This is a genomic window from Chryseobacterium sp. MYb328, assembly GCF_037572595.1.
GTDB lineage: Bacteria > Bacteroidota > Bacteroidia > Flavobacteriales > Weeksellaceae > Chryseobacterium > Chryseobacterium pennae.
In genome coordinates this window covers 1-14,283 of record NZ_JBBGZQ010000006.1, presented here as the reverse complement: position 1 = coordinate 14,283, position 14,283 = coordinate 1, and the positions used below count along the sequence as shown (strand labels likewise).

General features: G+C 36.0%; 15 protein-coding genes. 10 read left to right on the top strand and 5 right to left on the bottom strand.

The features are described from left to right. Positions 1–3 precede the first annotated feature (3 nt). The 9 genes from WH267_RS08155 (at position 4) to WH267_RS08115 (ending at position 8,361) form a co-directional block, all read left to right on the top strand. The gene (locus WH267_RS08155) at positions 4–252 is read left to right on the top strand and encodes an acyl carrier protein (RefSeq protein ID WP_115972401.1); all 249 of its coding nucleotides are present in this window, start codon (positions 4–6) and stop codon (positions 250–252) included. A 4-nt stretch (positions 253–256) separates the two neighbouring features. Then, entirely contained in the window at positions 257–1,528 is a 1,272-nt protein-coding gene (locus WH267_RS08150; protein ID WP_340007222.1) for a beta-ketoacyl synthase N-terminal-like domain-containing protein, read from the top strand. Continuing rightward, a complete protein-coding gene (locus tag WH267_RS08145) occupies positions 1,512–2,756 on the top strand; it encodes a hydroxymethylglutaryl-CoA synthase family protein (protein ID WP_115972399.1) in 1,245 nt (414 codons plus the stop codon). Before WH267_RS08150 ends, WH267_RS08145 begins: the two co-directional genes overlap by 17 nt. Next, positions 2,743–3,549 (top strand): enoyl-CoA hydratase/isomerase, encoded by an 807-nt coding sequence (locus tag WH267_RS08140; protein WP_340007217.1) that lies wholly within the window; start codon positions 2,743–2,745, stop codon positions 3,547–3,549. The genes WH267_RS08145 and WH267_RS08140 overlap by 14 nt, the downstream gene beginning before the upstream one ends. 1 nt (position 3,550) lies before the next feature. Continuing rightward, on the top strand, positions 3,551–4,804 hold the full coding sequence (locus WH267_RS08135; RefSeq protein ID WP_123319602.1) for a flavin-containing monooxygenase: 1,254 nt from the start codon (positions 3,551–3,553) through the stop codon (positions 4,802–4,804). A gap of 4 nt (positions 4,805–4,808) precedes the next feature. After that, a complete protein-coding gene (locus tag WH267_RS08130; RefSeq protein ID WP_340007213.1) occupies positions 4,809–5,633 on the top strand; it encodes an alpha/beta hydrolase in 825 nt (274 codons plus the stop codon). Positions 5,634–5,670: 37 nt separating this feature from the next. Next, a complete protein-coding gene (locus WH267_RS08125) occupies positions 5,671–6,666 on the top strand; it encodes a fumarylacetoacetate hydrolase family protein (RefSeq protein WP_340007211.1) in 996 nt (331 codons plus the stop codon). 4 nt (positions 6,667–6,670) lie between these two features. Next, positions 6,671–7,450: a 4'-phosphopantetheinyl transferase family protein gene (locus tag WH267_RS08120; RefSeq protein WP_340007208.1), complete on the top strand. Its 780-nt coding sequence runs from the start codon at positions 6,671–6,673 to the stop codon at positions 7,448–7,450. A gap of 338 nt (positions 7,451–7,788) precedes the next feature. Then, positions 7,789–8,361, top strand: a complete 573-nt coding sequence (locus WH267_RS08115) for a YciE/YciF ferroxidase family protein (protein ID WP_123319598.1) — start codon at positions 7,789–7,791, stop codon at positions 8,359–8,361. Between the two features lie 60 nt (positions 8,362–8,421). On the opposite strand, the gene WH267_RS08110 is transcribed toward WH267_RS08115, so the two are convergent. The 3 genes from WH267_RS08110 to WH267_RS08100 all read right to left on the bottom strand — a co-directional run bounded on the left by WH267_RS08110 (position 8,422) and on the right by WH267_RS08100 (position 10,190). After that, entirely contained in the window at positions 8,422–8,883 is a 462-nt protein-coding gene (locus WH267_RS08110) for a MaoC family dehydratase (protein WP_115972393.1), read from the bottom strand. Between the two features lie 343 nt (positions 8,884–9,226). Next, positions 9,227–9,421, bottom strand: a complete 195-nt coding sequence (locus tag WH267_RS08105) for a cold-shock protein (protein ID WP_340007199.1) — start codon at positions 9,419–9,421, stop codon at positions 9,227–9,229. A 76-nt stretch (positions 9,422–9,497) separates the two neighbouring features. Next, complete coding sequence (locus WH267_RS08100; RefSeq protein WP_340007197.1) at positions 9,498–10,190, bottom strand: DEAD/DEAH box helicase; 693 nt, start codon at positions 10,188–10,190, stop codon at positions 9,498–9,500. 598 nt (positions 10,191–10,788) lie between these two features. Between WH267_RS08100 and WH267_RS08095 the strand changes: the two genes are divergently transcribed. Then, a complete protein-coding gene (locus tag WH267_RS08095; protein WP_340007195.1) occupies positions 10,789–11,643 on the top strand; it encodes a hypothetical protein in 855 nt (284 codons plus the stop codon). Positions 11,644–11,719: 76 nt separating this feature from the next. On the opposite strand, the gene WH267_RS08090 is transcribed toward WH267_RS08095, so the two are convergent. After that, positions 11,720–12,088, bottom strand: coding sequence for a VOC family protein (locus WH267_RS08090; RefSeq protein ID WP_340007192.1), 369 nt, complete (start codon positions 12,086–12,088; stop codon positions 11,720–11,722). 161 nt (positions 12,089–12,249) lie between these two features. Next, the gene (locus WH267_RS08085) at positions 12,250–13,926 is read right to left on the bottom strand and encodes a hypothetical protein (RefSeq protein ID WP_340007190.1); all 1,677 of its coding nucleotides are present in this window, start codon (positions 13,924–13,926) and stop codon (positions 12,250–12,252) included. Positions 13,927–14,283 lie beyond the last annotated feature (357 nt).

Here is a 14,283-nt window from a genome sequence, read left to right as displayed (position 1 = left end):
AAAATGAAAGAAGAACTAGAAACAGTAATCCGTGAAAATTTAATCGAAATCATGCCTGAATTGGAAGACCAATCATTTTCCAACGAAGAAACATTTGTTGATCTGGGGGCAAACTCCCTTGATCGTGGAGAATTAATTACATTGACTCTGGAACGTATTGGACTGGACATTTCAAGAATTGATTTTGTGAATGCAAAAACGATCGGAGAATTGGCGGATCTGATTGCCGAAAAACGTAAGGAATTAAACTAAGTGTATGAGTATCTCTGTTGAAATAACAGGAATAAGTGCAGTGACTCCAATTGGGGTTGGAATTGCTGAGTTTACAGATGGGCTGAAGAATGGACATGCAAACTATACTTCTGTCAATCTGGAATTGGAAAATCAGCAGTTCCGGTTCCCAATAGCGCAAAATCCGGATTTAGACATCAAAAAATATTTCCAGCAACATCCTTCAAATGATGAGCTTTTTAAAAAAGCAATTCGCCTGAGAAATCTTTCAAAAGGATTTCAAATGGGTATTTACACTGCACTTGATGCCTGGTGTAATGCTCGTTTGAATGATACACAGGTCAATCTTTCCCGTGTAGCAATTGTGGCCTGTGGAAGTAATTTTCAGGCAGGAAATCAATTTGAAACTATGGAGAAGTACAGACTCAAACTTCAAAGTCTGTCTGCCAGCTATGGAATCAACTTTCTGGATACCGATATCGTTGGCACTATCAGTGAACTAATAGGAATAAAGGGAGAAGGTTATACTCTGGGAGCTGCTTCTGCAAGTGGGAATATGGGATTGGTACAGGGCAGCCGTTTAATCAGAACAGGTGAATATGATGTAGTAATTGTCGTTGCACCGATGATGGCTTTATCTATTTATGAATTTGTAGGATTTACCGAGATGGGTGCAATGGCAAAACTGAAAGATAATGGTGATCCTGCACACTTGTGCCGTCCTTTTGATAAAGAGCATGCAGGTTTTGTATTTGGAGAAAACGCAGCATGTGTTATTCTTGAATCTTCAGAACATGTGCAAAAACGGAATGCAGAATCATTAGCAGAAATCAGGGGATATGGGGTAGTACTGGATGCAAACAGAAATCCGAACCCGGATTTGAACGGTGAAGCTGCTGCAATGGGAAAAGCTCTGAAAATGGCAGAAATATCTGGTAATGAGATTGATTATGTCAATTCACATGGCAGTTCATCCCCATTAGGCGATCAGACTGAAGCCGAAGCACTGTTGCTTGCAGGATGCCATTCGGCGCTTGTTAATAGTACAAAATCGCTGATTGGACATGGTATTACTTCTGCAGGACTGGTAGAGGTAGTAGCAAGTGTCATTCAGATGAAAGAAGGATTTGTACATAAGTCACGAAATCTTGAATCTGCAGTAAAAAATAATATAAACTGGGCAAAGACCCTTAACGATCAACGCCAATTGAGCTGGTGTATCAGCAATAGTTATGGATTTGGAGGCATCAATACCTCCATCGTATTAAAAAATAAAATAAATGAGAGCAGGAATTGAAAAAATGAACGTTTATTGTGGCTCTGCTGCCATTAATGTAAAAGAACTTGCCGTTCGAAGAAATCTGGATAATGAACGTTTCGAAAACCTCCTGATGAGAGAGAAAACGGTTCCTATGCCGTACGAAGATCCGGTTACAAATGCTGTGAATGCTGCAAAACCGATCATTGATCGCTTAAGTAAAGAGGAAAAGGAATCCATTGATATGGTGATTACCTGTACAGAATCCGGCTTGGATTTTGGTAAATCACTCAGTACCTATGTACATCACTACCTGGAGTTGGGCAGAAACTGTCGTTTATTTGAGATGAAAAACGCCTGTTATTCAGGAACTGCCGGATTCCAGATGGCCGTTAATTTCATTTTCTCGCAGGTTGCGCCCGGGAAAAAAGTATTGTTAATTGCAACGGATATCACAAGAGCGTCTGTAGTAGAAGGCCTTTCCGAATTAGGCTATGCAGAGCCAAGTTCCGGATCAGGAGCGGTAGCAATGCTGATCAGTGATAATCCCCTGATATTTGAAGTGGATAAAGGAGCCAATGGTTACTATGGCTATGAAGTGATGGATTCCTGCAGACCAATTCCGGATCATGAAGCCGGAAATGCTGATTTATCCTTGCTTTCATATCTTGATTGTTGTGAGAAAACGTTCCTGGAATATCAAAAAAGAGTTGAAAATGCCGATTATCAGGATTCGTTTGATTACCTGGTCTTCCATACCCCATTCGGTGGAATGGTGAAAGGAGCACATCGTACCAATATGCGAAAGTTCAAACGGGCTAAACCTAATGAAATTGAAACTGATTTTCAAGAGCGGGTTGAACCGTCATTGCATTATTGTCAGCGTGTTGGAAATATCATGGGTGCTACAGCTCATCTTGCGTTAGCCAGTGCAATTGATAATGGTGATTTTTCTGTTCCGAAACGCTTAGGTATATTTTCTTACGGATCAGGATGCAGCTCTGAATTTTACAGTGGAGTAGTGACTCCGAAATCACAGGAAATATTAAGAGAATATGGTTTGAAAGAACATTTGAATGACCGTTATGTGATGACAATGGACGAATACGAAGAAGTTATCTATTCCAACAAAGATATCCGATTCGGATTGAGAGATCTGGAAATCGATTTTAATCGTTTCCCAAAACCATTTAATCATGTTAAAGGAAAAAACAAGTTGGTCTTTTCAGCAATCAAAGATTTTCATAGAAAATATGAATGGGTATAACAGTATGACAGGAATTCTGCAGACAGTATTTTCTACGGTCAAACTCAGACAGGATGGAGGGACTGTAACCATTCGCATAGATCGGCCGGAAGCACAAAATTCTATAAACAGTGTTTTGCTGTCCGAAATGAGAAGTATATTGACCGGAATTGAAGAAAATACAGAGATAAAAGTGGTTATTCTGGAAGGAGCCAACGGTATTTTTTGTACTGGAATGGATTTCAGGGCATTAACATCTGATGTTGAAGGGAAACTGGCTTCAAGGGATTCGGAAGAATATTATGAATTATTGAAACAATTTTCATCAACAGGTAAAATCATTGTTTCCAAAGTAGATGGAAGGGTAAATGCAGGAGGTATTGGTTTGGTGGCTGCATCAGATATCGTTATTGCATCAGAGCGTTCCACATTTGCCCTGTCAGAAGCCTTATTTGGTTTGCTTCCTGCATGTGTACTGCCTTATTTGATCCGGAGAATAGGCTATCAAAAAGCATTAATGATGACACTCACCACTCAGGTATACCCATGTGAACGGGCCTATGAACTTGGCTTAATTGATGTGAAAACGAATGACCCGGATAATGAAGTACGTAAACTCTTACTTCGGCTGACGAAACTGGAAGCACAAACCATCAAAGGTGCTAAAAATTATCTGGAAAAACTTTGGATTATTGATGAGCAGACCAAACAACTTGCAGTAAATACTATTTCAGAACTTGCCGGATCGGATCAGGTACAGACGACAATTAAAAATTATCTATCAACAGGGCGTTTTCCCTGGGAAGGAAAGTAATATGAAAGAAACAAAGAAAAAATATGCCATTATTGGCGCAGGGTTTTCAGGTCTTGCTATGGCGAATGAACTGAAAAAATCAGACGTTGATTTTGTAGTTTACGATTCAAATTCACAAATCGGAGGAAACTGGTACAACATTGTCTACGAAAGCGGTCATACCATTACCCCTAAGAAGGTCATGGAATTTCCAGACTTTAAAATGCCGGAAAGTTTCCCTGTTTTCCCAAGTAAGAAACAAATTCAGGATTATCTTCAGGATTTTGTAAAACAAAAAGGATTGGAAGAACATCTCAGGCTCAATACCGGAATTCAATTAATCAAATGTTTGCCAGATGAGCGATGGCTTATTCAGTTCAGGGATGGTAATGAAGAAGAGTTTTCTGGAATTGTTCTGGCAATCGGTTTGTTTAGAATTCCTGTAATACCAAACTATGAAGGAACCTTTACAGGTGAAATCCTGCATTCTTCAGTATACAAAACACCGGAAATCCTGAAAGGGAAAAATGTATTGGTTGTAGGTGCAGGAAATTCAGGAGTGGATATCGTTGTTGAGTCCGGATTGAATGCCCAAACAACAGATGTGAGCCTGAGAGATACTCCATGGATTATTCCGAAAATGTTCAAGAAAAAGCCCATTACAGATTACCTTGGAATGAATGTTCCTTTGTGGATTAAAAAGCGCATTATCAAACATACTCACAATGTAATATTCGGAGATATTCGTGATTATGGGCTTCCAAAACCCAAACATGAATTATTTACCAAACCTCCAACGGTCAACGAGAGCTTTATTCACAGCATAAAACACGGGAAATTTGCCCTGAAACCTGAAATAAAAGGTTTTGATGGGAAGAATGTTCTGTTTGTGGATGGTACAGCTAAAGAATATGATTTGATCATCTTTGCTACAGGATACCGGCCCTCTTATCAGATCGTTGAACCTGGAGTGATCCCGGTTGAAGAAAATAGGCCTGCATTGGTTCACGGAATTTTTACTCCATTGGCTAAAGAATTTTATGTGATAGGCTCCGGAGTACCGAATAATGGTATTGGTCCTATTGTCTTTACCAACGCAAAACTGATTTCCAAAGCAATCCAATTGCAACAGAAAGAATCCAAACCGGTAGGTATCATCTATGCCGGTCTCGGCGAACGGACGAATCCGTTAAGAACAACGCCTAAAGCTTGTATCAAAAGATTTAGGAAACTCATAGAGAAAACAGATAGTCTTATCGCATTGCAAAAAAACTAAAAACATGTACGAAGAAAAAAAACTGGTAACAGACAATACTGTTGAATTATTTACAAGGCAATGGAGAGTGGAACAACCTATTGCAAATGTGGTTATCACACATGGATATACTGATCATAGCGGTCGCTATGAAGAGGTAGCTCAATACCTTAATCAGCATCAGATTTCTGTTTTTGCTTTCGATCTGAGAGGGCATGGTCAATCTACCGGAGAACGAACTGCTATTCAGTCATTTGATGAGTATGTTCATGATCTTGATCATTTTGTAAAAAGCCTTGGAACAGTTACACCCCTCTTCTTGTTGGGGCATAGTATGGGAGGATTAATCACTTACAAATATGTTACAGGCAGTAAAACTCCCAATGTCCGTGGAATGATTCTAACATCTCCATCACTGATTCAAAATGCCGCGGCATCAAAACTGAAGATAAAAATTGTTCTTGCTCTGTCAAAACTCCTGGCACGCAAACGTTCTTCTGTCAAATTGAATGCATTGGCACTTTCAACAGACAAAGCAGTAATTGAAAAGTATAATAATGATCCACTTGTAGCTAATATTGGGGCAAAGTGGAAGTTTTTGGGAGAATTAATGCGTGCCATGAATACAGTTCCACCATCAATTAATCAAATGAAAATGCCATTTTTAGTATTTCATGATTTAAATGACCAATTATCAAATCCAGCCGGAAGTAAATTATTATTTGAAAAATCAACTTCTTCTGATAAAACGTTTGAAACTGTTGAAAACTGTGGTCATGAATTACTGCAGGGAGATAGAAGTATAGGGCAAAAAAGAATGATAATAGATTGGATAAAGAATAGATTATAATAAATTTGTATATAAAATAATAAAAAAGCTAAAAAAAATGAAACTTGCAACAGTAGTAGATAATATAAATAGTAGAGACGGACAATTGGTTGTGGTCAGCAGAGATCTGAAAACTGCCGTTAAAACAACTGAAATAGCCAAAACAATGCAGGAGGCAATTGATAACTGGAATGTTGTAGAACCTCAGCTACGTAAAGTTGCAGAAGATCTCGAAAAGGGTGTATTGGAGAATACTTTCGAGTTTTCAACAGCTCACGTTATGTCACCGATTCCAAGAGCCTACCACTGGGTAGATGGAAGTGCGTATGTAACGCATGTTGAATTGGTAAGAAAAGCACGGGGAGCAGAGCTGCCAGCTTCTTTTTGGACAGATCCGTTGGTTTATATGGGGGCTTCGGACGCTTTTATTGGTCCCAATGATGATATTCTGGTAGAAAACGAAGAATGGGGAATCGATTTTGAAGCTGAAGTTGCTGTAATAACTGATGATATTCCTGCCGGAACAAAAACAGAGCAGGCTCAAAAACATATTAAGCTGGTTATGTTGGTAAACGATGTAACCTTGCGTAATTTGATTCCAAACGAATTGGGTAAACAATTTGGATTTTACCAGTCGAAACCTTGGACGAGTTTTTCTCCCGTTGCTGTTACTCCTGATGAATTAGGGGCTTCATGGGATGGTGCAAAAGTTCATTTGCCATTGACTTCTACATTAAACGAAACTAAAATAGGATCTCCCAATGCCGGAATTGATATGACATTCGATTTTGCCCGTTTAATTGAGCATGTTTCAAAGACGAGATCTCTAACTGCCGGGACAATCATAGGTTCCGGAACAGTAGCCAATAATGGTAGCCCTGATGGCTCGAGTTGTTTAGCAGAAGTAAGATGCCTGGAAACCATACAGAACGGTGCTCCGGAAACACCTTACATGAAATTTGGAGATACAATTGAAATAGAAATGCTTGATCAAGAGGGGAACTCTGTTTTTGGAAAAATAAAGCAAAAAGTAGTTCAATATTTTCCGGGCTAATTGTATGGAACCCTATTTTGTGAATGGAAATTTTCCTTTAATAAGAAAAGATCGAGTATATACTATCGGCTATGCGTTCATTACAGGAGAATTTTCATCTTTAAACAGATTAGCATACTTATTAAGTGGAAGGGAAGAAAAAGAGTATCATCATTTCAGATTTGAAAAGAGGAAGATAAGCTATATTCTAGGAAGAGTCTCCGCAAAACTGGCGATTTCGAATCTGTTACCTGATATCCAATCCAACTCTATAAGTATTGGACATGGTGTTTTTGGATTTCCTGTTGTAACCGGATTATCTGAAAATATAAGAGTAAGTATTTCACATTGCTCTAAGCTGGGTGTAGCATTGGCTTTTCCAGAAGAACATCCTGTTGGAATTGATATTGAAGAAATTGACTATAAAAAAACAGATCTTATAAAACAGTTTGTTACGCTGGATGATCATAATTGCTTTCCTGGTATCACTGAAACTGAAGAAGCTTTTATGCATTGGAGTGCTATGGAGGCATTGTCAAAAATTTTAAATACAGGCTTAACTCTTGACTTTAAATTCCTGGCTTTAAATAAGTCCAGACCTCTTACAAATGATGTATGGGAATGTCATTTTAAAAATTTCAGCCAATACAAAGGGATTATGTTTAAAACAGATACCCATGTGTGTTCAGTTGTTATTCCTGCTAAATCAGAGATGGAATTAAACAGTATAATAAGGTTTAAAGATCATTTGATAGAGGTGCTTTCAATGAATATGGAAGGTAATATTCCAAGAAGCTGTATATAATACCTGAAGTTTGTGATCTTATTATATTTTTAAAACTCTTTATCCATAAGGATTAAATAAAGTTTAGGCTTTACGGATTTCGTAAAGCCTATTTTTGTGATAAAGTGAGAATCCCAATTGAGATGCTTTCAGAAATCTAATTCCCGAGGAGGCCTTTAAACCTCATATGAACGGATAGAGCTGGATGAAGATCTTTTATCCAGGAACACCATTTTAGTCAGCTTAAGAAATACTACTTTTTGAGTCTGACCTGTCCAATTCTGTCTATAAAATGGGGATAAGATAATAAGTGGTATCAGAATTGCAACTATAGGAGTAATCACACTAAATCTAATATTATGGCAACAAAAACAGTAACAAGAAAAACATCTGCAGCCAAATCGGCAACCACTAAAAAAACAGCGAAGACTCCTGCAAAGAAAAATGCAGCAAAGGAACTGAGAGACCTGTTTGAAGATGGAATGAAAGATATCTATTGGGCTGAAAAGGCATTGGTAAAGGCTTTACCAAAAATGTTTAAAAATGCAACAGACAAAAAGCTTAAAACAGCCATTGAGAATCACCTGATGGAAACACAAATACATGTCAAAAGACTTGAAGAGTGTTTTAAATCTATCAAAAAAAGAGCACAGGCTAAAAAATGTGATGCTATGCAGGGGCTATTGGACGAAGGTAAAAGCATCATGGAAGAAACAAAGCCCGGTTCTGTAAGAGATGCCGGAATTATTGCAGCAGCACAAAAGGTGGAACATTATGAAATTGCAACCTATGGAACCCTTGCAGCATATGCAAAGATTCTCAAAGAAAATGTATGTCTTAAGAATTTCCTGGCCACACTTAATGAAGAAAAGAAATGTGATAAGCTCCTGACAAAGGTTGCTGATGTAGGATTAAACAGTAAGGCACTGTAATCCATCATTTCTCATATACTTAAAAATATCTTCCTTTAATGGAGGATATTTTTTTATTTTCTACTCAATAAAATGATAAAGGAAAACTACATCACCTGTATAGGCAGGCTTAATCTGATTTTTAATCAATAATTTCGCTTCAACAACGGCTTTTACTGTACCTTTAAGGTTGGTGACTGATTTTACTGTGGCTTGCAGCCTCACTTCACTATTTACAGGGACAGCCTGTCCGAACCTGAGATTTTCTATTCCGTAGTTGATTTCCATTTTTACATTTCGTACCTCTGCAATCTGTTTCCAGAGATAGGGAATGAGGGCTAATGTTAAATAACCGTGAGCTATGGTGGATTTAAATGGACTTTCCTTTTCCGCTCTGTCTTTGTTGACATGGATCCACTGATCATCTAAAGTTGCACCGGCAAATCTGTCGATCTGATCCTGATTTATTTCATGCCAGCCGGAAACACCAATCATTTTGCCCTCCAGAGATTTATAGTCGTTAAAACAATTTATAACAATCATATTATATTCTTTGTTTTTGCAGTAATTTTTTCATGTAGTGAAAAAAATATTTATACCAATGGCATTACGAATGCCTTTTAATATTTTCTGAATTGTATCCTATTCAAAATACAGTACAAAAAACAGGCTAAACCATAAAAGAGTCAATTTTTAAGCCCATAAAAACCTCTCACATGGTGTGAGAGGTTAAATGAACATTATAGAAAATAAAAAGTAATCTAACTTGCATCAATGTTCTTTTAAACATTAGGTCCGAATACTGATAGTATATGGATTTTGAATTTGTAAAAATGAAACTGAGGTTGCAAGGTTATTATTTATATACCTTCAATCAGGGTTTCAATTATGCTAACTTAACGTTAATAGCATTTAAACCTTTCTCGCTTTTTTGAACTTCAAAAACTACTTTGTCGTTTTCACGAATTGCTTTTGTACTTAATCCTGAAGAATGTACAAATATATCCTTACTCCCATCTGCAGGAGAAATAAATCCGAAGCCTTTTGCTTCATTGAAAAATTTTACTGTGCCTTGTTGCATTGTAATTATTATTAAAAATTGTATATTTTAATCTGTAACTCACAGATCTTATTTATTAAATTGTCTGATGGCTATTTTAAAGCCTATCAGGTTTTGCATATTCTTTTCCAACATGTCTGATCATTTTTGCCGGTGACGTTACAGGAACAGCCATAACTTCTACAGGGTTACTGAGAATTGTTTCAGAAAACTTTCTTATGCTCAATGACATAGTTGAAGAAAAAAACAGCGTTTGTCTTTTCCGTGGAATTAACTGTAAGATTTTTTTTACATCATTCATCAATCCCATATCAATCATTCGGTCTGCCTCATCCAAAACAAATATTTCAATTTTGGACAAATCAATATGTCTTTGATTGATCAAATCTAAAAGTCTTCCGGGAGTAGCGACAAGTATATCCACTCTTTTTCTTAAGGCAGCAAGCTGACCTCCTATTGAAACTCCACCAAAAATAGAAAGCTGTGATAATGGCAGATACTTACTGTAAATACCAAAGTTATTTTCAATCTGTATTGCTAGTTCCTTGGTTGGAGTAAGTATTAATGTTCTTATTTCTGAGTGATCGGGAGTATATTTTTTAAGTAGCTGTAAAATGGGCATAACAAATGCCGCTGTTGTTCCAGTTCCTGTCTGTGCACATCCTATAATGTCATTTCCAGCTAAAATATAAGGAATAGCAGTATACTGTATTTCAGTAGGCTTAGCGTATCCCGCTTCTGTAACAGCACGAATAATTGGGTTGATTAGGTTTAAATTCTTGAAGTTCATTATAAAATTCCCCGGCCTTCCGGTAGTTTGTAAACAAATCTGTTTATCAGTATTTGAGTGGGTATATTGTGATAAACAAAAAAGGAATATTCTTGTCGGCTTATCATGGTTTGCTTTAGCTGTAGCAATAAGACTAAAGTATTATTGATGAACCTGCAATAACATATCGCTCCTATTTACAATAGGACTTTTATAACCTTTACTACTTTATTTTGAAATCAAGATTATAAATTGGCAGCTGAAAAAGCAAAACTGAAAGAAAAAATTGTGATTTTAAACTATTACAGAATAGCAAAGGCAGTGGCCTGTTTTATAAATACATCACAAACCTACGATAAATAAAATAAACAATACTATGTTTAATTGGTTGATTATCAAAAATATATTCGTAGCTTCCGCCCGATGCAGATTTATATAAGGATTAAACTGGCTCAAGCCATTATAATTTCAATAATTTTTTGTATCGTCTTCCTGATTAGAAAAACTCTTCAAATATTCAATATTTAAGTTCTATATCTTTAAAAGGGATTTGTAATATTATATATTTGTCAGTAGATATTACAAAACTAACCTGAAACAAAACTAATAACACAATCAGATGTTTAATCAGTCATTTATTAAAAAATCAATTCTTACGGCATCAGTATTTTTATATTCTTCTGTTGTACTTGCACAAAAAGCACCATTAAATATATTACCCTCAGGGCATCTTATTGTGCAGGCTGAAGTAGAAGGGAAAAATGGAAATTTCATTTTCGATACCGGAGGAGGAATTAATCTGTTCCTGGGAAATTTTCACAAAAACTTTCCTCAGAAAGAATCCTATAACTTTCTAACTGCTTTCCGTGCTACCGGTGAAAAAATGACCGTTCCTATCTTCAAATCAAAAGAGGTCATTTTTAACGGCAAAAAATTTAAAGATATTTGGTATGCTACTCATGATATGGAAATCAAAGGAATTGACGGCTTAATTTCTTTGCCTATGTTTTATGACACGGAATTTATTATTGATTATACCACTAAGGAGATCATATTTCCTAAAGAAAAACTAAATGGCAGTAAAGTGTTGGATATCCAATTAAGTACTAATGCAGACCAGTCATTGGATATTTCAACGTATATTCTTGTCAATGATATTTACAAAATCAATGTTCTTCTGGACTCTGGGGCAGGCAATGATTCTTTCTGGCTTAGTGAACGTCTTATGGGTACTTTGGGTATTAAAAAAGAAAATCTGCAGCTTATCGAAAAGAAAAGTGAATTTGATCCTTCAATTGTCAATAAGTTTTACAAAGGAAGCATAAGCTCCGTTTCCAATTCGTTTGCGAAGGTAGAGAAGCCTAATGTACTTTTTGTGGAGGGATTGATCTATGAAGGGAAGACAAGTATCAACTGGCTAGGGAAGAAACTTGGATTTAACCTTAAAGAAAAGAAAATCTATATTTTAGATTAATTTTTTTAACTTATTGACTGGTCCTAATTGATCTGTATGTGTATTTAGGACTGGTGTTTTCTTTTTATACCGCTAGTTATGACGTCTGTTGTAGATTAAATACGGTGCCTGCGGGGTCTGTAATCCAGTGCATGTTTTCCGGAAGCTCTTCGATTTCGTCACAGGTTTCTACACCATTTGATTGCAGATATTCTGTGGCTTCTTCTACATTAGGAACCGTCAGCTGTAACCATGTTTCTGAATGGGTATAATTATCTACACAATCTAACCAAATAATATTATTTCCAAACTTCACTTCATGAGTTCGGGAAATTGTAGGATTATCAATCCTTTTTTCTTCTACAGTAAGTTTTAAAATATCTCTGTAAAAAGCAACTGTCTTTTCATACTTGTTTTTCGGAATTTTAATGGCAATATTGATCCCGGCTTCAAATCTTGTCGTCATATCTGATGTTTTTTCAATTAATTTCATAAAGCTATTAAAATGATTCTTCAGTCAGCCTGTCTTATGACAAGATTTGTTAGTTGTTTACTGTTTCTGTACAAAATAAAAAACGGGCTTCCAAGGAAAACCCGTTTTCTGTTTTTAAGGTGATGGATCAGATTTTATATTTTCACATTGATATAATTGATCCAGATCTGTTCCCTGTCTTTAGTATCATTAAAATTCTGCAGCATGAATTCCCGGTTATATATTACTTTCTCACTGAAATATAATTTCCCATTGACATATACTTTTACTTTTTCCTTCAGATCCACAGCTTCAGGGGATATGTTTACTGAAAAAGATTTAATATCTGATGTTTCAATCCGGAAAACATTATGATCATATACTGCTTTTATTTTACCTGATTTTCTTGGAAAATCAAATGCTTTTTTATCAACTTGTTTGGCAATCAGGCTGTCTTTGTCATCATAAGCCAGCCATTTGTTTATTGTAAAGTTCAGTTCTTTATGCTGGCGGATTGTCTTGTTTAAAGTATCTAGTTTTATATCGGAAATCCAGTCAATATTTCCATATCTGTTATCATCAAACTCCCATGAAATTTCTTTTGGAAACGGATTTCTTTTTCGGTTTTTCAGGTCTTTAAAGAGAATCTGATAGGCAGGTTCCGATTCATTAAATTGAGGAAACCAATGAGGAAATCCATTATAACGGTACTCTTTGTAATCGGCAGATATTCCGTTCATCAGTTTTGTAAAATCATCGTTGGCATTGGGCGGATAGTAGTAATCATTATCTGTTGAGAAATTAATAAACGAGCGGTTTTTAATATTCTCTACAAAAGTTCCCCCTGTAAAAACTTTTGGATAAGTGTTGAATCCATAAAATCCTGAAAATTGTGTGGGCTGTTTCATCAGATAGGAAAAAGAACCTGTTGCTCCGTTCGAATGTCCTGATATAAAAACTTTATTATCATCAATATTTATGGACTTTTTGATCTGTTTAAGCATTCCGGGAATCATAAAAAAACCATGGTCAGACAACATCCAGTTATATTGTTTACTAGCCCTTGGAAAGACCAGAATCACATCATCCGGTTCTGCATATTTTGTATAATACCTGTTCCAGCCGCCTAAATTCCAATCAGCCCTCTGGTAATCTATCAGTTCATTATTTCTTACCACACCATGAAGAAAAAAGAGTAAAGAATATTTCTTTTGAGGATTATAATTTTGGGGCAGATGAATAATAAACGAAGTGGTGGCAGAATCATTTATTTTGAAAGCAATAGAGTAGTCGCGATCCTTTTTTGGCTCATAAGGGTTGAAGTTTTTGATTTCTCTGTACAAAGCCTCTGGATTTTCAACTGTACTAAGGGTGCTTTTATGGGTGTGATAAAACTCAGTTTCCCTTTCCTGTAGCTCATTATAGAACTGTTTTTTGTATCCGTACGCTTTTTGTTTCAAAGCATTCCATGCCGGATCTGAAAGCAGGTTTTTATATTCTTTTTCAGCATTTTCACCAAAGATATAGCTCCAGCCGGGATAATTGTCTCCGTCACCTTTTATTTGAGAAAGTGGGATAAGATACTGAAATGCCTTTTCATTATTTTTCAGTGTTGAAGCCAATACCGATGCATTATACAGACCTTCTCCGTCTATATTTTCAGGATACATTTTAAATGCTTTTTCATATAGGGCAAGTGCATTTCGGTACCCGGTCTCATCTTTGGCTTCCTCCATTAATTCTGATGCCTTTTCAGTTAATTCAGAATATTCTTTCTGTGCTTTTGCAAAAAAGCTGAACAGAATCAAAAGCAGTACAGTATAATATTTCATAGATATTGTTATCCGGCAAAAATAAAGACAACAGATCAAAAAACTTGTAAAAACAGAAAATTACTTTCGCAAGACAAAAAATAATCATACAACGCTGGAAACTGAAAATATGATATTGACACAGGTCTGAATCCCTATCAGAACATATTTTAAATATTTTGATGAAACCATAATTTTGCATCTCCTTTAAAAAAATAGATTTACTTTAATGAAAAGCAAAGGTTTTATAGGCTTTTTAATGTAAAATAAGACCTTGTTTTCTTAATTTTATCAGATATTTTATATTATTGAGTAGACAAAAATTAATTTAACTTTGTCAATGGAATAATATGTTACGATTATTAAATATTTATTAAT

Bases quoted from the DNA above. Each gene is read 5' to 3' on its own strand.
- WH267_RS08125 (WP_340007211.1), top strand. From the start codon at position 5,671: ATGAAACTTGCAACAGTAGTAGATAATATAAATAGTAGAGACGGACAA.
- WH267_RS08130 (WP_340007213.1), top strand. From the start codon at position 4,809: ATGTACGAAGAAAAAAAACTGGTAACAGACAATACTGTTGAATTATTT.
- WH267_RS08090 (WP_340007192.1), bottom strand. From the start codon at position 12,088: ATGACGACAAGATTTGAAGCCGGGATCAATATTGCCATTAAAATTCCG.
- WH267_RS08145 (WP_115972399.1), top strand. From the start codon at position 1,512: ATGAGAGCAGGAATTGAAAAAATGAACGTTTATTGTGGCTCTGCTGCC.
- WH267_RS08100 (WP_340007197.1), bottom strand. From the start codon at position 10,190: ATGAACTTCAAGAATTTAAACCTAATCAACCCAATTATTCGTGCTGTT.
- WH267_RS08115 (WP_123319598.1), top strand. From the start codon at position 7,789: ATGGCAACAAAAACAGTAACAAGAAAAACATCTGCAGCCAAATCGGCA.
- WH267_RS08110 (WP_115972393.1), bottom strand. From the start codon at position 8,883: ATGATTGTTATAAATTGTTTTAACGACTATAAATCTCTGGAGGGCAAA.
- WH267_RS08095 (WP_340007195.1), top strand. From the start codon at position 10,789: ATGTTTAATCAGTCATTTATTAAAAAATCAATTCTTACGGCATCAGTA.
- WH267_RS08135 (WP_123319602.1), top strand. From the start codon at position 3,551: ATGAAAGAAACAAAGAAAAAATATGCCATTATTGGCGCAGGGTTTTCA.
- WH267_RS08150 (WP_340007222.1), top strand. From the start codon at position 257: ATGAGTATCTCTGTTGAAATAACAGGAATAAGTGCAGTGACTCCAATT.
- WH267_RS08105 (WP_340007199.1), bottom strand. From the start codon at position 9,421: ATGCAACAAGGCACAGTAAAATTTTTCAATGAAGCAAAAGGCTTCGGA.
- WH267_RS08155 (WP_115972401.1), top strand. From the start codon at position 4: ATGAAAGAAGAACTAGAAACAGTAATCCGTGAAAATTTAATCGAAATC.
- WH267_RS08140 (WP_340007217.1), top strand. From the start codon at position 2,743: ATGAATGGGTATAACAGTATGACAGGAATTCTGCAGACAGTATTTTCT.
- WH267_RS08085 (WP_340007190.1), bottom strand. From the start codon at position 13,926: ATGAAATATTATACTGTACTGCTTTTGATTCTGTTCAGCTTTTTTGCA.
- WH267_RS08120 (WP_340007208.1), top strand. From the start codon at position 6,671: ATGGAACCCTATTTTGTGAATGGAAATTTTCCTTTAATAAGAAAAGAT.